This window comes from Methanomicrobium mobile BP (assembly GCF_000711215.1).
Lineage (GTDB): Archaea > Halobacteriota > Methanomicrobia > Methanomicrobiales > Methanomicrobiaceae > Methanomicrobium > Methanomicrobium mobile.
Genome location: NZ_JOMF01000005.1, coordinates 164,778 through 187,653 on the forward strand (window position 1 = coordinate 164,778; position 22,876 = coordinate 187,653).

A 22,876-nucleotide genomic window follows, 5' to 3' on the forward strand; every position below is an offset into this window, starting at 1 on the left:
ATTAATTTTTCTCCGAAATCCGTTTTTTTGATTATCCATATACTTAGACATAAATACTCTGAAAATAAATTGACAATACATAGGTTTTAAAATGGTTGAATCAGATGCAGACTTTCAGGCATTGACACGAACCATCCAGAAGATTCTGGGTTTTCAGTGCGGATCCTACAAAGAAGATTATATCAAACGCCGTGTTCTGTCAAGGATGAGGATTACCGGTAAATCCGATTTTAAGGATTATAATGCGTATCTTCTCTCGAATACCGATGAGCAGGAGCATCTGCGTAATGCCCTTACCGTGAACGTCACGAAATTCTATCGCGACAAGGAAGTGTTCGATGTCGTCAAGAACGAGATTATACCCTCGATTATCGCGGAAAAAGGTCGTATGCGTATCTGGAGCGCAGGCTGTTCCACGGGTGAAGAGCCGTATACTCTTGCTCTGATTATCAGTGATGCGTTAAGGCTCAGGACCGATGTTCCTGTCACCATCTTCGCATCCGATATCGACAGGGAAGTCCTTAAGAAGGCAAGGGAGGGTATCTACGATAAGCGTTCCCTTGAGAATCTCACTGAGACCCAGATCAGCCGCCATTTCAATCATCTTGAGAACGGCAAGTATCAGGTCAAGGATCACCTCAAGTCGATGATAAGATTCTCACAGCACGATCTTCTCGGCGGACGTGCGGTTACGAACTTCCTGGATATGGTTCTGTGCAGAAACGTCACCATCTACTTTACGGAGAAGCAGAAGGACGATCTGGCAAGGATGTTCCACCCGGCACTGGTTCCCGACGGTTATTATATCATGGGAAAGACCGAGTTCATGGGACGCGAGGTTGAAGATCTTTATACTCCTTACAACGCACTTCAGAAGATTTACCGCAAGAAGCAGCAGTAGATTATCGCAAAATACCAAAAAAACCCGAAAAACCCAAAAAATCCAAAAATATTTTTTTAATCACTTTTGATTGGTTTCGTATTTTAAGAGTTGAATACTAAAAAAATGATTTGTTCTTGAACAGCCCGTTTTTACGGATTATTCGCGATAGAGGCTTACGACCTCGCCGATGACTATGATGGAAGGTGGTTTTACCTTTCTTTCGGCGGCAATGGCGGCTATGGTCTTGAGAGTGCCGACCGTCACACGCTGATTCGGGCGAAGTCCGTTCTCGATTATGGCGACGGGCTTTTCGGCGGTCATGCCGTTGGCAATGAGCGCATCGGCAATCTTTGCGAGGTTCTTTACGCCCATATAGACGACTATGGTGCCCGGGCTCTCCGCAAGCCACTTCCAGTTGATGGCGGATTCGGGCTTGGAGGGGTCTTCGTGCCCCGTGAGGAAGGTGACCTGCGAGGCGAAACTGCGGTGCGTGACGGGGATTCCCACGCATTCGGGAACGGCGATGCCGCTTGTGACACCCGGCACCATCTCGCACTGAATTCCGAATTTACGCAGAGTCTCCATCTCTTCGCCGCCGCGACCGAAGAGGAAGGGGTCGCCGCCCTTGAGCCTTACGACCGTCTTCTCCTCCTGTGCGTATTTTACCATAAGGCGCTCTATCTCGTCCTGCTCCTTCGTGTGCATGGAGCCGTATTTGCCGACGTCGACCTTCTCGACATCGGGAAGGGATGCCAGAATTTCGTCGCCCGGAAGCTGATCGTAAAGGATCACATCGGCTTTGTCGATTACTTCTCTGGCGCGAAACGTCATGAGCCCCAGTCCCCCGGGACCCGAGCCTACCAAATATACTTTGCCTGTCATTTTACCTCTCCGCATTTATTGTTGAATCCTTATTCAGTCCTCTTAATCTTTCAGAATGCCTTTATTCCGAGTTTCCGGCGTGCATCTTCGATGAGGTCGGCCGCGATTACCTTCAGTTTCTGACCGATGGCGTGTGCGTCCTCGACCGAACTTACGTTATCCTCGATTCTCTGCTGAACCTTGCCGTCCAGAGAGAGAACTTCGGCGATCATGAATCCGTTCTCGCAGAATATGCCCTGCGGCGTGAAACAGCCGCCGCCGATCTCTTCCATGACTATCCTCTCGTAGAGAGAGTCGCGAGCCGTTGTCTCGTCGTTGAGCGGCGCAAACTTTGCGGCAAGCTCTTTGTCGTCGCGGCAGACGACCGCGATAATGCCCTGATTCGGCGAAGGGACATACCATTGCGGCATAAGCTGCGTCCCCGGAAGTTCCATCTCAAGCCTCTGCATGCCCGCCTCGGCAAGGACAATGGCGTCGTAGTCGCCGGAATTCAGTTTCTTAAGCCGCGTATCCACGTTGCCGCGAAGTTCCTTTATTTCGGGGTTAAGACCGCCGCGAAGGAGCTGTGCCTTTCGCCGCGTGCTTGAAGTGCCGATGACCTTAACCTCTTCGAGCGGGCAGTTGTGGACGAGATAGTCGCAGGGCGAGTCGCGTTTTAAGACCGCACATGTGACGACACCTTCGGGGCGTTTGGCGGGGATATCCTTCATGCTGTGGACGGCGAAATCCACCTCGCCGTTGATTATCGCATCGTCGAGCGCCCGAACGAAGATTCCCTGACCGCCGACCTGATGCATGGGCACATTTGTTCTGTCGTCGCCGATTGTCTTGATAACGACAATCTCGGTCTTAATGCCCAGTTTCTCGAGCATTCCGCAGACACGCTTTGTCTGAGCCATCGCGAGCCGCGAGCCGCGTGTGCCTGCCCTGAGAACAATATCCCCGTTCTCTCCGCCGTTTGCGCTATTTGCGCTCTCAGCCCCGCATGTGCAGGGTGTCTGCCCGCAGGTACATCCGTTTTCTTTCGTCATGTTAATCCGTTAAATCCGTTCCTTTAACCGTGTATCTCACCGTCTCACCGGGATCAGCAGTCCTGAAGCGCACTGCAGTAGGCGGAGGCTATCTTCTCGACGATATCGACGCCGTGTGCGATCGAGAGGAAGTTTGTCTCGAACTGGGACGGCGGAAGGAATACGCCTTCTTTCATCATGCCCTTCCAGAATTTGCCGAATTTCGCGGTATCGCTCTGCTTCGCCTCGATGTAGTTCTGCGGCGGCGCCTCTCTGAAGAAGAGCTTGAACATTGAGCCGAGTTTCACGAAGGAGTTCTGATATTCCTCGGGAAGCGAATTCTTAAGGAAATCCGTGCATTTGTCGAGGGCATCGTAGAGGTGCTTCTCTTTGTGAATCTCCTTTATCATCGCGATTCCCGCCGTCATTGAGAGCGGGTTGCCGCTGAAAGTGCCTGCCTGATATACGGGTCCATTGGGTGCGACCATCTCCATAATCTCGCGCCTTCCGCCGAAGACGCCGATTGGCAGACCGCCGCCGACGATTTTTCCGAGAGTTGTCAGGTCCGGGACGACATTGTATTTTACCTGTGCACCGCCGATACCCACTCTGTATCCGCAGATGACCTCGTCGCAGATGAAGAGCACGTCATGCTCCTTTGTTATCTTTCGAACCTCGGTCAGATAGTCTTTCTTCGGCAGAATCGGACCCACATTGCCCATGACGGGTTCGACTATGAAAGCCGCGATATCGTCATTCTTCGAGAGCAGTGCCTCAAGGGACTGCGGGTCGTTATAGGGTATCTGAAGGGTGTGCTCCGCAATTTCGGGGATAACACCCGCGGAGTCGGGAACGCCCATGGTTGTTGCCCCCGAACCTGCCTTAATCAGAACGCCGTCATGAGCGCCGTGGAATCCGCCTTCGACCTTGACGATGTTCTTTTTGCCCGTAAATCCGCGTGCAAGACGGATTGCCGCCATCGTCGCCTCCGAGCCGCTGGAGACGAATCTGCACATGTCGATTGAGGGATGATCGCTGATGATCAGTTTTGCCAGTTCGAGTTCGTGCTCGGACGGCGTTCCGTAAAGCCAGCCGTTTTCGAGCTGTTCCCTGATTGCGGTCTTTATGCATTCGGGCTGATGACCTAAGAAAAGCGGACCGTAACCCATGACGCAGTCTATGAGCCTCTCGCCGTCCTCGGTCTCGACGAATGCCCCCTTTGCGCTCTTCGTATAGAAGGGATAGGGTTTAATCGCACGCACGGGGCTGCTGACGCCGCCCGGCATCATCGTCTTTGCGAGTTTAAAGAGATTCTCGCTCTTTCCTTTCTTCTGCACCTGAGTGTCTTTGTTGCTCTTTCTGCTCATTTCAGCCATCCCGCGACATCTTCCGCAAAGTAGGTTATGATAAGGTCGGCGCCCGCACGTTTGATTGAGATAAGACTCTCGAGTACAACCCGTTTCTCGTCGAGCCAGCCTCTTTCGGCGGCGGCTTTGATCATCGAATACTCCCCGCTCACCTGATATGCCGCAAGCGGAAGACCGAGAGTTGCCACCGAGGCTATGATATCGTGGTAGAAGCCCGCGGGTTTGACCATGAGGATATCGGCGCCTTCTTCGAGGTCGGTCTGCGATTCTAGGAAAGCCTCGCGTGGATTCTCGCACGCCATCTGATAGGTCGAGCGGTCTCCGAAGGACATCTTTGAGTCCGCCGCATCCCTGAACGGACCGTAGAGAGCGCTTGCAAACTTCGTGGAATAGGACATTATCGGTATATCTTCAAATCCCGCCTCGTCAAGAGCCTCTCTTATCGTAAGTATCATGCCGTCGAGCATGCAGGACGGCGCTACCATATCCGCGCCCGCTTTGGCGTGCGATACCGCAATCTGAGCGATTACTTTGAGCGATTCGTCGTTTAGGAGGTCGGGTCCGCAGTGAGTGTCGCCGACGATTCCGCAGTGACCGTGCGATGTGTATTCGCAGGCGCAGACATCGGTAATGACCACCATATCGGGAACGGCGGCTTTAATCTCGGCGACGGTCTTCTGTATGACGCCGTCCTCCACCCACGCCGAGGTTGCGAAAGCGTCTTTCTCTTTCGGAATTCCGAAGAGAAGCATTGCACGCAGTCCGAGTGACTTCAAGCGGCGTGCGAGATCCGCGGCTTCTGATATAGGATACCTGAACTGCCCGGGCATCGAGTCAATCGGTTTCTTCTCGGTAATCGTTTCGTCAAAGAAATACGGCGCAATCAGGTCGTCTTTTGTAAGGACGGTCTCTTTGAAAAGCGGCTGAATATTTCTTGTTCTTAATCTTCTGAGTCTTCTTTGCGGATACATGGTATTTTCTCCCTTATTTTTTCTCCTTTATTCTTTCTCCCTTTATTCTCTCCTTAATTCTGTCTTCCTTCTGTTTTTTTTCGTTATTTTCCTTTTATTCCTATGTTTCCGTTTATATCTCCTTTTATCTCACCTTTGGTTACCGCAAGGACAAGGCTCTCCGCGGTTCCCGTATCCGCCTGTTCGGCACAGCCGCGTATTGCAAAGGTCAGATCTGTCAGCAGTTTCTTGACTAATACTTTTGAAAAATCATTAAATACTTCTTTTGTTTTGTCATCGGCGTCGGAAAGGCGCGAGAGTGCTTTGTCGCGTTCGCGAATCCTTATCGAATCCGCCCATGTGTGCAGTTGTGCGAGGTATTCGCTTGATGCCGTTCTGTTGAGTTCGGTGATGAACTTCTTCTCTTCTTCGAGGATAAAGCGTTCGGCAAGCTCGGCTTCGTGCCTTCGCATGTCGAGGTTTTTCTCGCTGATGGTCTTGAGATCGTCGATTGTGAAGAGTTTTACACAGCTTATTCCGGCGATGCTCTCCTCGATATCACGCGGCTGGGCAATATCTATCAGTATGACGGGTTTTCTACCCTCTTCGAGCGGCCAGATATGTTTGTTTAAGGCTTCTTCGAGTTTATCTTTGTGTATGACGTAGTGCGGCGCTCCCGTGCAGGATATGACGACGTCGGAGAGGGCTATGTAGTCGTAAAGTCTGTCCATTAAGACCGCTTTTCCGCCGATTTCCTCGGCAAGCGTCTTTGCGGTCTCGAAGGTGCGGTTTGTGACATAGATGCCTATGAGATTTTTGGCGGCGAGTGCCTGTGCCACGAGTTTTCCCATCTCGCCTACGCCTACGACCGTGATCCTCTTTCCTTCGAGCGTTCCGATAAGTTCTTCTGCCAGCTGAACCGCTGCCGAGCCTATAGAAACGGCGCCGTTATTGATATTTGTCTGTATGCGCACCTCGATGCCGGTATGCACCGCCCTGTTTATGCAGAGGTCGGTTATCTGACTCGATGTGCCCGCCTCCTGAGCGAGTGCGAGTGCCTTGCGGAGCTGTCCCAGAATCTGGTCTTCGCCGATTATCATCGAGTCCATGCCGGATGCCAGCCGCAGCAGGTGGTTTAGGGCTTCCCTGCCAGATAGCGTCCAGAAACCCGTTTTTCCGATGGAATGCAGATATCTCTCGAGTTCCTGCGCCGTTCCCTGAACGAAGATCTCTATGCGGTTGCAGGTCTGAAGGAGGATGACGCCCTTGAAGACCGCTTTTGCATTCGCAAGAAAGGCTTTTTCGTCGGCAAACCGGAAGGCTTCCAGTTCTTCGACGCTTGCGTCATGGTGGTTTATGCCTGCGCAGGCAACAGGTATCAGCAGTTCGTGTTTTTCTTTTTCCGTCGACATCAGAGGTATACCTTCCTTATATATTCCATTGCCGTGTTTTTGCCGTTTTTGAGTTCCTTCCAGACGTTTTCGTCGTCGAGGGTTGCGGTTATGATTCTCTTTCGCTCGCTCTGAGATTCCGTTTCGGATTTGAGTAATTCCCTGAGTTCGCACTGGAGTTCTATCATCTCATCGAACTGCGGGGCGTTTTTCTCAAAATATCGCCGCATATATCGTGCGGTTGCGGGACTCCTGCCGCCCGTGGATATTGCAATGCTGTAGTTTCTGCCCCGTATTACCGAGGGGACGATTATGTTTCCCTCAACTCCGTCGGCATTGTCGAACATCAGACCCTTCTTCACGGATATTGCATGAATGCGGTTGTTAAGACTTATATCCGAGGTTGCGGCGACACAGACCGTGCAGTCGGCGATGCAGCCCGAAAGTTCTTCGTCGGTAAGGGCGGATAAATCCGCTTTTATGAGGGTTAAGCCGCAGTTTTCGCCGTCGCATTCCGCCGCACCGCTTCCTTTAAGGTCGGAGAAACCTTCGCAGAAGTCCATGCTGATTACGGTTACGCGGCATTCCCCGATAAAATAACGCGCTTTTCTGAGTCCCACATCTCCGCCGCCGAAGATGACGACCTTCTTCCCTTTGAGATTGTGCATTAAGGGAATCATAAGATATGATTGGGTATTAAAAATGTTAAATTTTTTCTTAATACAAAAAATTTGATCTGTTGCAAATTATGTGAGGATCGGATGTCCCGTAGTACCTTTTATGCGGTAAAGCCGCCCCGCTACTCCGTATCGTGTTTTTCGCTTAATTGTCGCAGACGTCGTCGGCTTTATTCTTTTTTCTGCAGAATTCACCGCATTTTTTGCATTCGGAGAGATCGCGGCACGGCTCCACATGTATTGTGATATGTGCTCTCGGATACTCCTTTTTGATATCGGCTTCTATCCTGTCCTCCAGTTCGTGCGATTCCGTGACCGTTTCACTGCCGGCGACGACAAGGTGGAACTCGATGAAGATGTTCGGACCGCCGCGTCTTGTCCTCAGACCGTGAAAGCCTATGTCTTCGGTCTTGTGGCTGCATATTATCGCCTTGATCTTCTCTTTCTCCTCTTCGGGAAGCGAATAGTCGATTAAGTCGAGAACCGAGCGTTTTGCAAGGTCGTATGCGGCATGGATTATCACGAAGGCGACGCCGATTGCCACAATTGCGTCTATCTCCTTAATGCCGGTGACCATGAGCAGAATAAGACCGATAAAGACGCCGATTGAGGTGTAGATGTCGGTCTTCAGGTGCATTGCGTCGCTCTCGAGTGCAATCGATTCCGTGAGTTTTGCGACCTTCATGAGTCTTGCGGAGACATACCAGTTGACGATTGCCGAGATTCCCATGACGGCAAGACCCGAGTAGAGCATGTAGTCGGGGATTGCTTCGGTGTTGCCGGTGATGAGTTTTGATGCCGCTTCCCAGATGATCAGAAGTGCGGCAACGAATATCAGCGATGCCTCGATGAGTCCCGATACGTCCTCGAATTTGCCGTGCCCGAACTCGTGACGGGTGTCGGCGGGTTCCGACGAGATCTTAACCGAGACAAAGGCGATGACGGCGGCGAGGAGGTCCATTCCCGAGTGTATGGCTTCGGAGATGATACTGACCGAGCCTATGCAGAGACCGACGGCAATCTTCAGTATGAAGAGTCCGGTATTGGATATTATCGAGAGCCTTGCCGTCTTTTTCTTCAGGTCCGCATGCATGGTCGGATCCGATTCGGTCACGACCCGGGAGGGAGCATTCATTATAATAGATATTCGGAGTTCATAAGGTATAAGGAATTGTATTAAAAACCTAAAATTATTCGAACAGTGAAATATTCGGGGGAAGATCCGCTCATTCGCAGATCTGCCCGTGCCCGATATGCCCGATCGGTCTATTTTTCTCAATCTGTTCTGTCGTATTCAATCTTCTATATCTTTTCTGTCATCTCTATCTTCCCGAATTCGACCGTCTTTTCCTTCATCGATATCTTTACAACCTCATAACCGTAATCCGACAACTCCTTCTTATACCTCAGAAAAGAATGGTCTAAGGGAATGCCCGCTATCTCCTGAATCTGCTCATATGTCAGTTTAAAGCTGTCTTCGCCGTTCTCGGAGATCCATATCCACAGTTTGTCGTATTTGCTCATCGGATTAATTCTCATCCGCTTGCAGTAATAGTTTCCGATTCTTTCGATACTGATAACGTCTTAAACCTGAAAGAATATTATTAATAATGATGCCGCCCGCAAAATTTCGCAAAGGTACGGATACAGCCGTGAATTCGGAAGGTTTTTGCCCGAATTCTCAAGATCCGAAGGCTCTCGGGCGTGTGCTCGTATTGGGAGCGGGAGCCGTGGGTCTCTCGTTTGCGGGTAAGATCTCGGAGGTCTGCGAGGTTTATGTCGTCTGCCGCGAAAGGCATTCGGCGGCGATAAAGAAACGCGGTCTCTTCATGGAAGGCGTCTGGGGCGAACGCAGGGTCACGGGCATGGCGGTCTTTTCTTCGTTTGCGGAGCTTTCAGCCGCGATTGCGGCAAAAGAGGCGGGATATAAGCAATGCGGCAGTTGCGACACCGGCGGCACCTGCGGTAATGCCGAGAGATTCGGATTCGATTACATATTCATCACCTCGAAATCCTCCGATACCTGGGACATCTGCCGCGAATACTCATCGCTCTTCGCCGGCGCCGTCCTCGTGAGCCTTCAGAACGGCATTGGAAACGAGGAGATACTGCAGAGTTATGCCGCGGAGATAAATGCCGTGGCGCAAAATCCCGCAGACCGTCTCCATGCCGGCGGAAACGTGTCTTTGCATGCCCCGTGTGCAGTCTTCGGCGCCACAATCACCACGAATTTCCGGTCGCCCGCCGACGGCTGCGTAATGGTCATGAGCGAGAGTGAACCGCTGAAGATTGGTGTCTATCCGAGCAACTTAACGGCAGATGCCGGTTCGTTGCGGCGACTGTCCGAGATCGTCTCTCTGATAAGGCAGTCGGGAATAAAGGTTGAGTCCGCCGAAAGTATCCGTTCGGCAATCTGGGAGAAATCTCTCCTCAATATCGCGGTAAATCCGCTGACGGCACTGTTTCAGACCCGCGTCGGTTCCGTATCCGATGAAAATCTGCGAGCGGTAATCGCGGGGATAATAGCCGAGACCTTTGAGGTCATCGCCGCCGAAGGCGTTGAGATCCGATGGAAGAGCGCCGGCGAATACCTCGATTACCTCTTTACCTATCTGGTTCCTTCGTTTTCGGCGGTATACACCTCGATGTGTCAGGACCTCGCATACGGCAGACACTCCGAGATTGACAGCATAAACGGTGCGGTTGTGAGACTCGGCGGAATTCACGGCATAAAAACGCCTTACAACGAGAGCATCTGCCGCCTGATACGGTTTATCGACGGCAAAAACGATGCGAAAAAGAAAGAAAGCCGGTAAAAAAGTCGGTAATATAAATCAGTAATAAAGTCCGTAAAGGTCGGTAAATAAATAGGATGCGGAAGGTCACTCCCGCTTTTCGTCATTCCGGTCTTTTTTGACGACCGCGACCAGCACTTTATCTATTCTGTGGACATCCATGTTTGTAACTTCAAACCTGTATCCGTTCCAGTTGAAACTGTCGCCTTCCTTTGGAATCTTCTGAAGCTGCATCATGATGAAGCCCGCAATCGTATGATACTGCCCCTGATTCTCCTGCGGCATTCCGTCAATGCCGAAATGCTCCTTAAAGTCCCCGATGAGCATATTGCCGTCGATGAGCCACGATCCGTCCTCACGCTGAACCGCCTGAACATCCTCGGGCTCGTCATCGCAGTGTATGTCGCCGACTATTGCCTCAAGGATATCGTGCAGGGTTACAAGTCCCGCAATGCCTCCGTATTCGTCGCTTACGAGAGCGAAATGTCCCTTATTTCTCTTGAACTCCTCAAGAAGTTCCGATGCCGTGAGCGAAGAAGGCACAAAGATCGGCTTCTTGAGTATGCCCGAGATGCTGTCGAGGGTGAGATCGCAGGAATGTGTCCAGAGGTCTTTGACCTGTATGATGCCGAGGAGGTTATCCAGATTGCCGCGATAAACGGGGAAGATGGAACGCGGGTTTTCGGTGATGACCTTCCGAATCTCCTCTTTCGAATCGTCGATGTTGATGGCGATGATGTCCGGCCGCGGTATCATAAGCGATCCGAGCCGCAGGTCATCGAGATCGAAGATGTTTTCGACCATCTCCTGTTCGGATTTTTCGATGGCACCGTTGTCCGTGCCTTCTTCGATGAGGTCTATAATCTCCTCCTCGGTAATGGCTTTGTTCTTCTCGCGGTCGAGACCGAAGATCCTGAGGATTATGTCGGTCGAAGCCGAGATTATGAATGTAAACGGCGTTGCAATCAGCGCAAAGAACTGCATCGGGCGCGCTATGCCTGCGGCAATCTTCTCGGTGTTGTTAAGCGCAATCTTCTTCGGGATGAGTTCGCCGAAGATGAGCATGAAGTATGTGATGATCGCGACCGAGATGAGCACGGCGATTCCGCTGCTGTAGGGCGCAATCTGCGGGAATTGCGCAAGATACCGAGCAAGCGGTCCCGATGCCGCAAGTCCGCCGATAGCACCGGTAAGGATGCCGATTAAGGTAATGCCTATCTGTATCGTCGAGAGGAACTTCGTGGAGTCCTCCGAGAGCTTTAAAGCCGCTTCCGCGCCGCTGTTGCCTTCTTCTATGAGTTTTTTCAAGCGAGTGCTCTTCGAGGATATTATGGCAAATTCCGCCATGGCAAAGAGGGCGTTAAACGCAATCAGCAGTATAATCAGGGTTATTTCAACGGCGTTGGGCATTATATCAGATATTTCCGTATTTGAGCGTTATTCATCCGTGTATTCATTTGTTTATTCATTAGTGTATTTGTGTGCGTATTCGTGGTGCATTTGTCTGTGTAATCATATGTTCTTGCGGTATTCATAAGACGATTGATGCGGATATCTGCAATCTCTGCAATCTCTGCATATTATGCATATGGTTTGTCTTTCATGGCAATATTGATTTGTCTCATCCCGCGGCATCCGAATGTTTTTCTCCCGCATTTCTTCTGCATTTATTACAGTGCAGAACAAATACTCAAACTGCAATACAGAAAGACCATCGGAGTAAATTATGCGGGTAAAGATATGCGGCGTTACAACGGTTGAGGATGCGAAGTTCATAGAGTCCTGCGGTGCCGACGCGCTGGGCGTCGTCATCTCGGACGAATCGCTCAGAAACGTCACTTTTGAGCGTGCGGGCGAGATATTCTCCGCTCTCGGTCCGTTCATCGCGAAGGTTGTCGTCACGCACACAACGTCACCCGAAGAACTTGAGAGGATAGCGGCTCTGAACCCAACGGCGATACAGATCTCGACCGATCTTCCCATGCCGGAAGGCTACCGCGGCAGTGTGATTCGGGTTGTGAAACCGGGCATGACCGTCCCCGATTCCTGCGATGCCGTGATTCTCGACGAGAGCCGCGGCTGCGGAATACTTTACAACGATTCTGCGGCGAAAGAGTTCGTAAGGTCGGCGAAAGTGCCGCTGATTCTTGCCGGCGGTCTGAATCCGTCCAATGTCGCCGCCGCAATCGATGAGGTTCATCCGTATGCGGTCGATGTCTGCTCCGGCGTCGAGCTCCGCCCGGGTATTAAAGATAAGCAGAAGGTCATGGAATTCCTTAAGGCATGCGGCAAGATGCCCGAGTTAAAACTCAAGTCCAGATATGTGAACAATCTGTGATTGCACGGATTTTCACGGCATTTTTTAAAAATTGAAAAAATTGAATATTTTGAATATTTTGAATATATTATGACATGGCTGTCATGATATTACGGGTCCGATATCTTTGTTGACGTCGAACTCGTCAAGGAACGGCATCAGGGCTTTTATGTATTTTATCGGCGTTCCCGACTCCGTCTTTCTCTCGCCGAAGCTGTGAACCGTTACCATGAGCGGAAATTCCTTCAGTCTGCCTTCAAAGGTCGGATCGTTCTCCTTTCCGAAATCGACGAATCTGTCGGCGGCAATGAACGGGCGTTCGAATTCGTCGTCGGCGGCAAAGTCGGCAAGGTCTTTCTCGTATGTCGATTTGTTCGCCAGTTCGGGTTCGAAATACAGGACACTCTCTATTCCGTAGAGTTTTTTGAGCCTGATAAGTTCCATGACGTCGATAGGCTTTCCTACCGCTATCGAAAGATTGTTCATCTTCTCTTCGAAAGTGTCTCCCTTTATCGTATCCGGACTTCTGCGTTTCACGGTATCCCTTCTGTTCTATCCTTTCTATTATTTCTTTACGATATCAAATAATTTCTTTCCGATATGGGATAGGATTGGATAAGATCGTATACGATCGAATAAGATCGTATAAGATCGTATAAGATCGGATGAGATCGGATAAGTGTATTCGGGAGAACTGCCGTTTGGGATGCCGCGGATCGCAAATCATAATATGCAGCACTGCTTTTAGTAAATTGAGGTAATAATAAAATGCCTGAATTTGGAACTCCTTTTGCGGTGCTGAAAAACGGCCGCAAACTGACCGATGAAGAACTTATCAGAGCCGTCCGATTTATGGTTGCGGCGGAATACGAGGCAATTCAACTCTATGAGCAGCTTGCCGAGTCGACCGATAACAAACTTGCCGTTGAAGTCCTGCACGATATCGCGGACGAGGAAAAAGTCCACGCCGGCGAATTTTTGAAACTTCTTCACTGCCTTGCCCCCGACGAGCAGAAATTCTATGACGAGGGCTATCGGGAAGTCGAGGAAGAGATTGAGAAGATGAAACCCAAGGCGGCCGCGAAGCCCAAGAAGGCGACGAAATCGGCAAAAAAGAAGTAATATCCGGAATAATGTCCTGAATAATTTCTTAAAAAATCTTCTATTTTTTCGAATCACGGCAATCCGTGACTTTGGCAAACTATTATTGTTTCGGATGTAAATTATAAAGTTATGTATGAATGTAAAACCGTGCAGGACATGATCTGTCTGATGTCCTCGAAGATTAAGGAGATGGGCGAATCCCTCTCGGATCAGCAGGTTTCAAGTTTTATCAACGAAATTTTGGGTGCGGATCGTATATATGTCATGGGTGCGGGTCGCTCGGGGCTTGTTGCCAAGGCCTTTGCCATGAGGCTCATGCATCTGGGTCTGAAGTCATATGTAATCGGCGAGACCATCACGCCCGCGATGAGGAGCAGCGGCGATATCGTCGTCGCATTCTCGGGTTCGGGAGAGACAAAGACGATTGCGGAACTTTGCGAAACGGCAAAGAGCATAGGCGGCAGAATCTGCCTTGTAACTTCGAAAGCGGAGTCGAGAATCGGTAAAATCGCCGACTGCGTGGTCGTAATCGAGAGCCACCGCGACAGGGTAAAGGACGAGTCCGAGGAGTACGAAGTCCGCCAGATGATGGGCGAGCACAAGTCTTTCGCGCCGCTGGGCACACTTTTCGAGACGGCATCGATGGTCTTCAGCGACTCGATAATCTCCGCAATCATGGAGAAGATCGAGTGTCAGGAGAGCGACCTCAAGGGAAGGCATGCAAATATCGAGTGAACACTCAAAAACCTCATGACGAAAGCGATGAAACCAATGAAATTTTCGGAGCGTGCCCGAATCGTCGAGATGTCGGGCATAAGAAAGTTCTTTCAGAACGCCGGTCCCGACGCGGTAAATCTGGGTATCGGTCAGCCCGATTTTCCGACTCCGGAGCACATAAAGCGTGCCGGCATAGAGGCAATCGAGAAAAATCTTACGGGCTACACGAACAATTACGGCGTTCCCGAACTGCGTGAGGCAATCTCGAAGAAGTTCAAACGCGAAAACAATCTCTCTTATTCGGCGGATAATATTATTGTCACCGCCGGCGCAGGCGAGGCACTGCATATCGCGGTCGAGTCCCTTGTCGGCAAGGGCGACACCGTGCTCTATCAGGACCCGGGTTTTGTCTCCTACAGGGAATGCACGGTGATTGCCGGCGGAACGCCTAAAGGAATCCCGCTTGACGATAAATTCCATATCGACGTCGAGAGATGCAAGGAGGCGCTGGACAATGCCGCCGTTCTCATACTGAACTCCCCGGGGAACCCGACCGGCGCCGTCGAGAGCGGGGAGTCGATAAAGGCAATCGTCCAGTATGCCGAGGATAAAGGCGCGACGGTAATCTCCGACGAGGTCTACGAACATTTTGTCTACGAAAAGAAGCATTATTCCGCGGGCTGCTACGGCGACAATGTCGTTACGGTCAATGCCGCGAGCAAAACCTTCTCGATGACGGGCTGGAGGCTCGGTTATGTTGCGGGGCCGAAGGATTTCATAGAGCAGGCTGTAAAGATTCACCAGTACTGCCAGACCTGTGCCTCCTCGGTCTCGCAGTATGCGGCGCTTGCGGCGTATAACGGCAGTATCGCCTGCGTTGACGAGATGCGGCGCGAATACGCCGTAAGACGCGACCTTCTCTATAACGGACTTAAGGAACTCGGCTTTGATTTCCCCAAACCCGAGGGTGCGTTCTATATGCTGGTGCCGATGGATCGTAAGCAGTTCGAAAAGATTCTGGAGGCGGGAGTCGTTGCCATCCCGGGCGACGCTTTCGGCGAAAATGCGGTCAATTACGCAAGATTCAGTTACGCGGCATCGCGCGAGAACATTGCGGAAGCGCTCCGGCGTATCGCAACGGCGGTTTGAATCTCTCTTAATGCGGGATTTATGCCTGATTCAGGTCACAAACAAAAGAGCATTAAGGATAGATGAACAATAAAGATACGGATTAAGATACGGATTAGCGTAATCCTAAGACAGATAATTAGACAAATAATAAGACAAATAGAGAATCTAAGATAATCGGATAGTGACACAATGACAAGAGAATTACTTGAAAAACTCTCAAATGCGCACGGTCTTACAAGTGCGGAAGGCAACATCCGCGACATTATAAAAAAGGAGCTTAAGGGCTATGTCGACGAGATGTACGAGGATAAGCTCGGCAACCTGATTACCGTCAAGAAAGGCGACAATTTCAAATTCATGCTCGCATCTCACATGGATGAGATCGGTTTCATGGTGCAGTACATCGATGAGAAAGGCTTCATCAAGTTCGTGCCCATCGGCGGCTGGTATGCTCCGACGGCATACACGCAGAGAGTTATTCTGCACGGCACCAAGGGCGACGTTGTCGGCGTTATCGGCGCAAAACCGCCGCATGTGATGTCCCCCGAGGACCGCAAGAAGGAGCTTAAGATCGAGGAGTTCTTCATCGATATCGGCGCAAAAGACGCGGATGACGTCGCGAAAATGGGTGTCGAGATAGGCACGCCGATTACGGTCGACCGCGAACTCAAAGACCTCGCAAACGGCAAGGTAACCGGAAAAGCGCTCGACAACCGTGTCGGCGTTGCGCTCCAGATTGAGGTCTTAAAGAAGGTAAAATCACCGCACACAATCTACGGTGTTTTCACGGTTCAGGAAGAGACGGGACTTAAGGGCGCAAAGGTCAGTGCCTTTGCAATCAACCCCGACTGTGCCATAGCCACGGATGTCACAATCCCCGGCGACCACCCCGGAATCACGAAGAAGGATGCTTCCGTCGAGATGGGCAAGGGTCCCGTTCTTGTGCTTGTCAGTGCCGCGGGTCGCGGTCTGATTGCGGACACAAAGCTCACGAACTGGCTCAGAAAGGCGGGCGACAAGAACAAGATTCCGTATCAGCTCGAGGTCGGCGACGGCGGCAACACGGACGCATCGATTATCAACCTCGTAAACGCGGGTATTCCGAGCATTCCCTTCTCGATTGCGTCCAGATACATCCACTCACCCGTCGAAGTAATCGATATGAAAGACCTCGAAGACGGTATTAAACTCCTCGTCGAGGCTCTGAAGACAAAACCGAAGTTCTGATAACGGATTTCCGATAACAGAAAACACAATTTTAATTTTTCAATTTTTAATTTTGAATTTTAGATTTAATTTTTAAAAGAAGTGATTTTGAAGATTATCTGGAGAAATATTGATCATCCATTTGGTAATCGTCATTTGTTCTGTAAACTCTTTCATTTGGTCTTGAATATATATCCCGTCTGTAATCTCTTTCGTTTTGTCTTGAATATACATTTACCGTTGTCGGATTTGCGAGGGTTGTTTTCACCTGTTCATAATGCTCAAGTTCAGCCTCTATGCCGCCGGTGAACTTTGCAACGATATTGTAGATTATGGCAATTAATGCACCTATGATAAATCCAATGATCATTAGGATAAATATGCCTATTATTATCTCGACGACGAGGTTCGAAAATATATGTGCAGTTAGGTTCCCAATTAGGTCTGTTCCTGAGTGGGAAGTTGTAGCAGGTGTATAATAAGTAGGTGTATAATCTGTTGTAGCAGGTGGGACAGAGGCGGCATCTACTGAAGTATATACAACCTGCTGAGCTTTCTGGGTGGTGAAGAAACCGGCGCCTGCGATTCCTTTGATTATATATATTAATATTAGGATCACCGGCACCAAGCCAATTATTGAAAGAAGTCCTGTAATTCCCGCAGCCATCAATCCAGCTGAAATTATGCCAATACGCTTTATTCGATCCATCCCTTTTAACTGCGAGATAGATGTCTATATATGTTTCGGAATCGTTATTTGACGATTATTGGAATAATATAGCCTTAAAGTTAAAAATTAACGGCAAATATTATGTATTTTTTTAACATCTTTAAATATCATGAGGTGTTCTATAATATGTGTCAGTAAATGCGATCTGTTATGCGGTCTCACGTGAGGCGTGCAGGAAATGCCGGTAATCAGATAGAGATAATATGGATAAACAACAACTCATTAACATGAAGAAGTCAGTTATTTTTTCACTATTGTTAGTCTTTGCGGCAGTAATCTGCTTTGCGGGATGTACGGGTACGACGAATAACGGCGGCAGCGCAACCGCGGCACCGACTCAGGCCGGCGGAGCGCAAGCGACACCTTTCGCGGAGCCGACAACCTCATCGGACTTAATCCCTGGACCGACCCAGGCACCCGAAAAGAAGTATGAAGTTGATTTTGACGTCACGAAAGACGATGTCTACGGCAATATCGACGTAACCTTCAGAGGCGGCGCAGGTCAGAACTTTGTCAACACGATTACGGTCGACGCATACCTTGCCGACGGCACACACGAGACCAAGACCTTTACGGCTCCGTTCAATGTCGGAGATTCCGTATCCTTTAACGGCAATAAATTCGATCAGGACAGAGTCAAGGTCACGGTTCTCTACCACGGAAACATCGGAACCTATGTCGTCTGCGACAGAGTAATCCCCGAGAAGCTCTCACAGAGAGCACGTGACTGAATTAAGGTAAATCATCCGATTTACCTTTTTAATTTGTTTCAATCCGTTCCAATCCTTTCAAACGTATTATTTTGTTCAAGTCTCTTTTGGCGCATAGTTTTTGCGCATCGTTTTCGCGTAGTTTCGGCGTACGGTTTCCGCTGCAGTTTTCGCGTATTTTTCAGGTGACGCTGTCTTATCCGCATACTGTTATGTTCTTGAAAATGCAATAAGTAAAGGCAGATTTATCTTGCAAATCTTTATACGTAAAGTAACTTAATAGAATAAATCGCTTAATCGAAAATATAATCGGAGTAATAAAATGGGAAAAGGAAAAGTAGTTCTTGCATTCTCCGGCGGTCTCGACACATCCATATGTGTGCCGCTGTTAAAAGAGCATTACGGTTATGATCAGGTTATTACCGTCGCAGTCGATGTCGGTCAGCCGCCCGAAGACATGAAGATGGCGACGGACAAAGGAAACAAGATCGCCGACAAACACTACACAATCGATATCAGAGACAAATTCGTCGAGGAACAGCTTTTTGCGTCGATAAAGGCGAACGGCTCCTACGAAGGCTACCCGATGGGAACAGCGCTTGCCCGCCCGCTTATTGCCGAAGAGATCGTAAAGATTGCAAAGAAGGAAGGCGCGGATACCGTCGCACACGGCTGCACGGGTAAAGGAAACGACCAGCTCCGTTTCGATTTCGTCTTCAGAAAGGCGGGTCTCAAGATTATCGCACCCATGCGTGAGATGAACCTCACCCGCGAGTGGGAGATGGATTATGCCGCAAAGCACAACGTTCCTGTGCCGGTTGTCAAGGCAAAGCCGTATTCCGTCGACGAAAACTGCTGGAGCAGAAGTATCGAGGGCGGCGTTCTGGAAGACCCGTCGGTTCACCCCGACAACGATATCTACGGCTGGACGGTCTCGAAGCAGGATGCACCCGACACGCCCGAGGAGATCACCCTCGGCTTTGAGAAGGGTGTTCCCGTCTCCATCAACGGCAAGAGGATGAAGGGCTTCGACCTCATCATGGAATTGAACAAGATCGGCGGCAGAAACGGCGTCGGCAGAAATGATATGATTGAGGACAGAATCCTCGGTCTTAAGGCACGCGAGAACTACGAGCACCCCGCGGCGACGATTCTTCTTGCGGCACACCGCGACCTCGAAAGACTTGTTCTCTCGCGTCAGGAGCTTTCGTTCAAGCACATCGTCGACGACAAATGGTCCGAACTCGGATACATGGGTCTTATCGACGAGCCTTTATACGCGGCATTGTGTGCATTTATCGACAAGACACAGGAGAGAGTCAACGGTGAGGTCGACCTTGTTCTCTTCAAGGGCAGTGCCACGGTTGCCGGACGCCGTTCGCCCGATGCTCTCTATTCCGACGATCTTGTATCATTCGAGAGCCACACAATCGATCAGAACGATGCCGTAGGATTCTCGGCATACTTCGGTTTCCAGGCGAGAATGAAGAGCATGCTTGAGAATAAGAATAAGAAGAACTGAAGAATTTCGGAAAATCCGTGAAAAATCACAATACAATCACAATAATTCAAAAAATCTCAAATAAATCTCAAAATAATCCCAATATCTCTTTTTTTTAAAATCAGAATCAAAAAAAATTGGGTTGAATTTGCCGGATTATTCCGCTTTCTGTCCTGCTTTGGGTCCGGGTGTGCACTCATAGATATCAATGATGTGAAGAACAATGAGACCCTTTGCCGGATAGTTGGCACCTTTGGCTTTCATTCTGTCATGTGCCGTCTTGTAGTCGTCGCCGCTGGTCTTAACCTCGGCTTTGCACTTTACCTGAAGGCATCTCTTTGATTCCGGATTCCAGAAATAGAGTGCCGCCTGCGGATTTTCCTTGAGGTTGGCAAGCGTCTTGTTCATGAAGTTGTCGCAGATCCAGAAGGTCTCGTCGTCTTCGAGCCATACCGCGCCCATCGGGGCAACGTTGGGAAGTCCGTTTTTGTCTGCAGTTGCAAGAGGAACCGCATGGAGAATCTCCATGTTCTTTTTGTAGGTCTCTTTCATGTCGGCTGTAAGTTTAACCATGTTTTCACCTGTAAATTATCAGATTGATTTATAAACAGAAAGAGTTTGTGTAATTCCGTACCGGTAACCACCATCCGCTTACTTTTTCGCGCTGTTTGCGGCGGCAGTGTCGCGGTGGTATAAAAAGAAACTATTAAACATCTGGAAACGTATGGATTATTATTATGGGATTCTTCAGTTTTATGAAAAAATCACCCAATATCGTTGAAAGCCCGCCGCCGCCGTCTATCGGACAGGGTGCGGGAATGCGGGTTCCCGAATATAAATCAAAACCGTATTTCATAGTCGCATCCGTCGAAATGGGAAACACCACGACGAAATGCATTCTTACCGGCACGAGCCTTGAGACCGGCAGAACCTATGTAATCAACAAGACCGTCTCGATGAGCCGCGACGTCCGCCCCCCCAAGCCCGGCGAGACAATCTTCGGCGAAACGCTCGTCGGCGTTCCGATTACACGCGAATCCGTCACCGAACTTGTGAGGGATACGCTCATCAAGTGCCACCGCGACGCAGACCTTTCAATCAAGGACGACCTTGACTTCGTGGTTCGAAGCACGGGTGTCGTGGCATCGATGGAATCGCCGGATCAGGTCGGAGATTTCGTAATCTCGCTGGCAAACGGCTGTCTTGCCGCAGGCGTGCCCCCCAAGAAGATGACGCCGCCGATGGGTATCGATAATCTGCCGCCGAAATTAAGACAGTTCAGCTTCGCCGACAAACTCACCTTCTGCGGAACGGTTGCCGGCGTATCGCCGCCGATAGGCTCCTCGGGTGTCGAGATGGTCGCAAACGAGATGGAAGGCGAACTTGCGATGGCGGGAATCAAGGAAGGTGCGAAGTGGACCGAGGTCGACTTCAGAAACCCGTGTATCTCGATAGATTTCGGAACGACGCTTGACGGCAGGATCACAAGCGACGTCGACCCCGACTCCGAATGGCCGTTTGCGAAGACCATCGGCAACTTCTGCGGTCTTGCCGGCGCAATCCCCGACGCCCTCGTAAGAGGCACGGGACAGGTAAAGGACGGGACCGGAACGGCACTGGATCTCTTCGGAGACAAGAGTTTCGGCGGATTCTCCAAGAAGAGCAAGGTCGTAAACGAATACGTGGAGAGAATTCACGACCTCATAGACATAAGAATCGTGCCGACCGACCGCACCAGATTCGGAATGGTGCCCGTCTGTGCCGATCTGGCGGCTAAATCCGGCATTGCAATGATAGGCTGCGATGCGGGAACGGATTTCAGCAACTCGGGAGCGCTCAAGGAGATTGGCGGGGAGATATACAAGAATAACGGCATCAACGTCCTTACCGACGTCATCGACCACGTCTGCGCCAAGATGGCACTGCGTCTCATCGAGGTTGCCGCGAAGGAAAAGATAGTGCCGCCCAACTCCTCGATAGGCTTTACCGGACGTGCGGCAATCTCCGGCAAGAAGCCTTCGATTATCATGGACGGCATCTCCGAGATGGGTCTCTATGACAAGCCCTATGAGCATGTTGTCTTCGTCGACGACGGTCTTGCCCGCGGTGCGGCGCTTATGGGCAGGTGCATGTGCTCCATGGGCAAGCCCAATAACCCGATAGGCGGTGTCCGCGGCGGCAAATGCATCATGGCGCGGCGTGTCAAGATTGGAAAATAATCCAATCCCCGTTCTCTTTTCCTGACGGCATCGGATCGAATCATTAATACTCTTTATAATCGATATAAAATATTTAACAGGATGGCAGATATGACCGAAAATCAGACCGATAATGCCGCTCAGAAAAAACCGGCGAAGAAATACGATGTGCTTTTGCCCCCCGGCGTCCCCCGTTCCATCATTATGGATGTCACGGAGAAGTTCGATGTGGAACTTGTCGAGAGACCGCGTGAGATGAAATTCGCGAACATGGACGGCGATATAAGGAATCTGCTCGCATTCCGCACCGATCTTGAGACGGCGCAGAAGGTCGAGAAGTATATCTTCGACGAACTTAAGAAGTACATCGGCGAGGAATAACGCGATTAATCCCGCAAAAACGCCGTAAAAATAAAAGATTATTATAATTTTTAACGGCTTAATTTTTAATCCGTATTTTTTGATTTATTTTTTTGCTTTTATTTGTTTAATTGGTTTTATTTTGCTTTTAATGGGTTTATTTTGTAGTTTTGTTTTATTTTTTTATTTTGTCTCGGTTACTTTGATGAGGTGGTATCCGAACTTCGTCTTGACTGGTCCGACAATCTCTCCGACCTTCGCCTTGAAAGCCGCGTCTTCGAACTCCTTGACCATCATGCCTTTTCCGAACCAGCCCAGATCGCCGCCTTTCTTGCCCGACGGACATGTTGAGAATTTCTTTGCCACGGTCGCGAAGTCGTCGCCGGCTCTGAGGTTTCCGAGAACCGCTTTTGCTTCCGCTTCCGTCTTCACAAGAATGTGTGATGCTCTTACTTTTGATGCCATATCTTAATTTTTGTCGGCGTTCTTTAATAGCGTTTCTTTAATGGTGTTCCCTTAATCGCATTTCTTATGCGTATCTTCAGGCGTTTTTCGGATTATTCTCGATAATTCTTGGATTATTTTAACCCGGAGATAACGCCGTTTCAGAATATTTCGCAGTCGTCGTCCTCGGGGATTTTGAGGGTTTCCTTTGCTTCCCTCAGGTTCGTGTTCATATCCGTGCCGTTCTTCTCCGCCTCGCGTTTTCTTGCCTCACGCATGTTCTTCTCGACGTTTTTGATTTTTTCCTGCGTTTCTTCGTCGACGTTTCCGTCCTCGTCGACGATAACCCACTCGCCGCGCCTGATTCTGCCTTCGATAATCATCTTATGCGAGAGCGTGCAGTTTCTGTCGTTCATTATCCTGTCGAATTCTTCTTTTGTCAGTTTATTGTATCTCGGAAGTCCCATAATATGCCCTTTTGCACGTGTATTCTTCAAAATGCA

The 22,876-nt window shown here is 49.9% G+C and carries 25 protein-coding genes; 11 read left to right on the forward strand and 14 right to left on the reverse strand.

Annotated features, from left to right (window positions below; all coding sequences use genetic code 11):
• Positions 1–91: 91 nt before the first annotated feature.
• The gene (locus T502_RS03105; protein WP_042705656.1) at positions 92–901 is read left to right on the forward strand and encodes a CheR family methyltransferase; all 810 of its coding nucleotides are present in this window, start codon (positions 92–94) and stop codon (positions 899–901) included.
• A gap of 138 nt (positions 902–1,039) precedes the next feature.
• Here the strand turns inward: T502_RS03105 and cobA are convergent, their stop codons facing one another.
• The 8 genes from cobA to T502_RS03145 all read right to left on the reverse strand — a co-directional run bounded on the left by cobA (position 1,040) and on the right by T502_RS03145 (position 8,684).
• On the reverse strand, positions 1,040–1,765 hold the full coding sequence (cobA, locus tag T502_RS03110; protein ID WP_042705657.1) for a uroporphyrinogen-III C-methyltransferase: 726 nt from the start codon (positions 1,763–1,765) through the stop codon (positions 1,040–1,042).
• 50 nt (positions 1,766–1,815) lie between these two features.
• Positions 1,816–2,703, reverse strand: coding sequence for a hydroxymethylbilane synthase (hemC, locus tag T502_RS03115; protein WP_042705839.1), 888 nt, complete (start codon positions 2,701–2,703; stop codon positions 1,816–1,818).
• A 146-nt stretch (positions 2,704–2,849) separates the two neighbouring features.
• Positions 2,850–4,142, reverse strand: a complete 1,293-nt coding sequence (gene hemL / locus T502_RS03120) for a glutamate-1-semialdehyde 2,1-aminomutase (RefSeq protein WP_052359115.1) — start codon at positions 4,140–4,142, stop codon at positions 2,850–2,852.
• A complete protein-coding gene (gene hemB / locus T502_RS03125; RefSeq protein ID WP_042705658.1) occupies positions 4,139–5,113 on the reverse strand; it encodes a porphobilinogen synthase in 975 nt (324 codons plus the stop codon). Before hemB ends, hemL begins: the two co-directional genes overlap by 4 nt.
• An 83-nt stretch (positions 5,114–5,196) precedes the next feature.
• Positions 5,197–6,504 (reverse strand): glutamyl-tRNA reductase, encoded by a 1,308-nt coding sequence (gene hemA, locus T502_RS03130; protein ID WP_042705659.1) that lies wholly within the window; start codon positions 6,502–6,504, stop codon positions 5,197–5,199.
• Positions 6,504–7,163 carry a precorrin-2 dehydrogenase/sirohydrochlorin ferrochelatase family protein gene (locus tag T502_RS03135; protein ID WP_042705660.1) on the reverse strand — a complete coding sequence of 220 codons (660 nt, stop codon included), beginning with the start codon at positions 7,161–7,163 and terminating at the stop codon, positions 6,504–6,506. Before T502_RS03135 ends, hemA begins: the two co-directional genes overlap by 1 nt.
• 142 nt (positions 7,164–7,305) lie before the next feature.
• Positions 7,306–8,295: a cation diffusion facilitator family transporter gene (locus T502_RS03140; RefSeq protein WP_052359116.1), complete on the reverse strand. Its 990-nt coding sequence runs from the start codon at positions 8,293–8,295 to the stop codon at positions 7,306–7,308.
• A gap of 167 nt (positions 8,296–8,462) precedes the next feature.
• On the reverse strand, positions 8,463–8,684 hold the full coding sequence (locus T502_RS03145; protein ID WP_042705841.1) for a hypothetical protein: 222 nt from the start codon (positions 8,682–8,684) through the stop codon (positions 8,463–8,465).
• Positions 8,685–8,812: 128 nt separating this feature from the next.
• Here T502_RS03145 and T502_RS03150 point away from each other — a divergent pair, with 128 nt between their 5' ends.
• Complete coding sequence (locus T502_RS03150; RefSeq protein WP_169736976.1) at positions 8,813–9,976, forward strand: ketopantoate reductase family protein; 1,164 nt, start codon at positions 8,813–8,815, stop codon at positions 9,974–9,976.
• A gap of 66 nt (positions 9,977–10,042) precedes the next feature.
• Here the strand turns inward: T502_RS03150 and T502_RS03155 are convergent, their stop codons facing one another.
• On the reverse strand, positions 10,043–11,365 hold the full coding sequence (locus tag T502_RS03155; protein WP_042705662.1) for a hemolysin family protein: 1,323 nt from the start codon (positions 11,363–11,365) through the stop codon (positions 10,043–10,045).
• Positions 11,366–11,681: 316 nt separating this feature from the next.
• Between T502_RS03155 and T502_RS03160 the strand changes: the two genes are divergently transcribed.
• Positions 11,682–12,293 (forward strand): phosphoribosylanthranilate isomerase, encoded by a 612-nt coding sequence (locus T502_RS03160; protein ID WP_042705663.1) that lies wholly within the window; start codon positions 11,682–11,684, stop codon positions 12,291–12,293.
• Positions 12,294–12,374: 81 nt separating this feature from the next.
• Here the strand turns inward: T502_RS03160 and T502_RS03165 are convergent, their stop codons facing one another.
• Positions 12,375–12,809: a hypothetical protein gene (locus tag T502_RS03165; protein ID WP_042705664.1), complete on the reverse strand. Its 435-nt coding sequence runs from the start codon at positions 12,807–12,809 to the stop codon at positions 12,375–12,377.
• A 231-nt stretch (positions 12,810–13,040) separates the two neighbouring features.
• Here T502_RS03165 and T502_RS03170 point away from each other — a divergent pair, with 231 nt between their 5' ends.
• From T502_RS03170 to T502_RS03185, 4 genes are all read left to right on the forward strand, one after another.
• The gene (locus T502_RS03170) at positions 13,041–13,394 is read left to right on the forward strand and encodes a ferritin family protein (protein WP_042705665.1); all 354 of its coding nucleotides are present in this window, start codon (positions 13,041–13,043) and stop codon (positions 13,392–13,394) included.
• A gap of 111 nt (positions 13,395–13,505) precedes the next feature.
• Positions 13,506–14,111 (forward strand): 6-phospho-3-hexuloisomerase, encoded by a 606-nt coding sequence (gene hxlB / locus T502_RS03175; protein WP_042705666.1) that lies wholly within the window; start codon positions 13,506–13,508, stop codon positions 14,109–14,111.
• 27 nt (positions 14,112–14,138) lie between these two features.
• Positions 14,139–15,242 (forward strand): pyridoxal phosphate-dependent aminotransferase, encoded by a 1,104-nt coding sequence (locus tag T502_RS03180; RefSeq protein WP_042705667.1) that lies wholly within the window; start codon positions 14,139–14,141, stop codon positions 15,240–15,242.
• Between the two features lie 171 nt (positions 15,243–15,413).
• Positions 15,414–16,451, forward strand: coding sequence for a M42 family metallopeptidase (locus T502_RS03185; RefSeq protein WP_042705668.1), 1,038 nt, complete (start codon positions 15,414–15,416; stop codon positions 16,449–16,451).
• Between the two features lie 94 nt (positions 16,452–16,545).
• Here T502_RS03185 and T502_RS03190 read toward each other — a convergent pair whose 3' ends face one another.
• Positions 16,546–17,139, reverse strand: coding sequence for a hypothetical protein (locus T502_RS03190; protein WP_042705669.1), 594 nt, complete (start codon positions 17,137–17,139; stop codon positions 16,546–16,548).
• Positions 17,140–17,363: 224 nt separating this feature from the next.
• On the opposite strand from T502_RS03190, the gene T502_RS03195 reads away from it, so the two are divergent.
• Together T502_RS03195 and T502_RS03200 are read left to right on the forward strand one after the other, a co-directional pair.
• Complete coding sequence (locus T502_RS03195) at positions 17,364–17,891, forward strand: hypothetical protein (RefSeq protein WP_245597747.1); 528 nt, start codon at positions 17,364–17,366, stop codon at positions 17,889–17,891.
• A gap of 301 nt (positions 17,892–18,192) precedes the next feature.
• On the forward strand, positions 18,193–19,392 hold the full coding sequence (locus tag T502_RS03200; protein ID WP_042705671.1) for an argininosuccinate synthase: 1,200 nt from the start codon (positions 18,193–18,195) through the stop codon (positions 19,390–19,392).
• Positions 19,393–19,527: 135 nt separating this feature from the next.
• On the opposite strand, the gene T502_RS03205 is transcribed toward T502_RS03200, so the two are convergent.
• Positions 19,528–19,944: a pyridoxamine 5'-phosphate oxidase family protein gene (locus T502_RS03205; protein ID WP_042705672.1), complete on the reverse strand. Its 417-nt coding sequence runs from the start codon at positions 19,942–19,944 to the stop codon at positions 19,528–19,530.
• A 182-nt stretch (positions 19,945–20,126) separates the two neighbouring features.
• Between T502_RS03205 and T502_RS03210 the strand changes: the two genes are divergently transcribed.
• Together T502_RS03210 and T502_RS03215 are read left to right on the forward strand one after the other, a co-directional pair.
• A complete protein-coding gene (locus tag T502_RS03210; protein ID WP_245597748.1) occupies positions 20,127–21,590 on the forward strand; it encodes a methanogenesis marker 14 protein in 1,464 nt (487 codons plus the stop codon).
• Between the two features lie 90 nt (positions 21,591–21,680).
• Positions 21,681–21,950 (forward strand): hypothetical protein, encoded by a 270-nt coding sequence (locus tag T502_RS03215; protein WP_042705843.1) that lies wholly within the window; start codon positions 21,681–21,683, stop codon positions 21,948–21,950.
• Positions 21,951–22,112: 162 nt separating this feature from the next.
• Here T502_RS03215 and T502_RS03220 read toward each other — a convergent pair whose 3' ends face one another.
• Both T502_RS03220 and T502_RS03225 read right to left on the reverse strand, forming a co-directional pair.
• Positions 22,113–22,394: a peptidylprolyl isomerase gene (locus T502_RS03220; RefSeq protein ID WP_042705674.1), complete on the reverse strand. Its 282-nt coding sequence runs from the start codon at positions 22,392–22,394 to the stop codon at positions 22,113–22,115.
• Positions 22,395–22,534: 140 nt separating this feature from the next.
• Complete coding sequence (locus tag T502_RS03225; RefSeq protein ID WP_042705675.1) at positions 22,535–22,870, reverse strand: hypothetical protein; 336 nt, start codon at positions 22,868–22,870, stop codon at positions 22,535–22,537.
• Positions 22,871–22,876: the final 6 nt, after the last annotated feature.

Bases quoted from the DNA above. Each gene is read 5' to 3' on its own strand.
- T502_RS03215 (WP_042705843.1), top strand. From the start codon at position 21,681: ATGACCGAAAATCAGACCGATAATGCCGCTCAGAAAAAACCGGCGAAG.
- T502_RS03135 (WP_042705660.1), bottom strand. From the start codon at position 7,163: ATGATTCCCTTAATGCACAATCTCAAAGGGAAGAAGGTCGTCATCTTC.
- T502_RS03200 (WP_042705671.1), top strand. From the start codon at position 18,193: ATGGGAAAAGGAAAAGTAGTTCTTGCATTCTCCGGCGGTCTCGACACA.
- hemA (WP_042705659.1), bottom strand. From the start codon at position 6,504: ATGTCGACGGAAAAAGAAAAACACGAACTGCTGATACCTGTTGCCTGC.
- T502_RS03170 (WP_042705665.1), top strand. From the start codon at position 13,041: ATGCCTGAATTTGGAACTCCTTTTGCGGTGCTGAAAAACGGCCGCAAA.
- T502_RS03105 (WP_042705656.1), top strand. From the start codon at position 92: ATGGTTGAATCAGATGCAGACTTTCAGGCATTGACACGAACCATCCAG.
- T502_RS03180 (WP_042705667.1), top strand. From the start codon at position 14,139: ATGAAACCAATGAAATTTTCGGAGCGTGCCCGAATCGTCGAGATGTCG.
- T502_RS03210 (WP_245597748.1), top strand. From the start codon at position 20,127: ATGAAAAAATCACCCAATATCGTTGAAAGCCCGCCGCCGCCGTCTATC.
- T502_RS03140 (WP_052359116.1), bottom strand. From the start codon at position 8,295: ATGAATGCTCCCTCCCGGGTCGTGACCGAATCGGATCCGACCATGCAT.
- T502_RS03160 (WP_042705663.1), top strand. From the start codon at position 11,682: ATGCGGGTAAAGATATGCGGCGTTACAACGGTTGAGGATGCGAAGTTC.
- hemB (WP_042705658.1), bottom strand. From the start codon at position 5,113: ATGTATCCGCAAAGAAGACTCAGAAGATTAAGAACAAGAAATATTCAG.
- T502_RS03195 (WP_245597747.1), top strand. From the start codon at position 17,364: ATGGATAAACAACAACTCATTAACATGAAGAAGTCAGTTATTTTTTCA.
- T502_RS03205 (WP_042705672.1), bottom strand. From the start codon at position 19,944: ATGGTTAAACTTACAGCCGACATGAAAGAGACCTACAAAAAGAACATG.
- hemL (WP_052359115.1), bottom strand. From the start codon at position 4,142: ATGAGCAGAAAGAGCAACAAAGACACTCAGGTGCAGAAGAAAGGAAAG.
- T502_RS03220 (WP_042705674.1), bottom strand. From the start codon at position 22,394: ATGGCATCAAAAGTAAGAGCATCACACATTCTTGTGAAGACGGAAGCG.
- T502_RS03185 (WP_042705668.1), top strand. From the start codon at position 15,414: ATGACAAGAGAATTACTTGAAAAACTCTCAAATGCGCACGGTCTTACA.
- T502_RS03145 (WP_042705841.1), bottom strand. From the start codon at position 8,684: ATGAGCAAATACGACAAACTGTGGATATGGATCTCCGAGAACGGCGAA.
- T502_RS03190 (WP_042705669.1), bottom strand. From the start codon at position 17,139: ATGGATCGAATAAAGCGTATTGGCATAATTTCAGCTGGATTGATGGCT.
- T502_RS03155 (WP_042705662.1), bottom strand. From the start codon at position 11,365: ATGCCCAACGCCGTTGAAATAACCCTGATTATACTGCTGATTGCGTTT.
- hxlB (WP_042705666.1), top strand. From the start codon at position 13,506: ATGTATGAATGTAAAACCGTGCAGGACATGATCTGTCTGATGTCCTCG.
- cobA (WP_042705657.1), bottom strand. From the start codon at position 1,765: ATGACAGGCAAAGTATATTTGGTAGGCTCGGGTCCCGGGGGACTGGGG.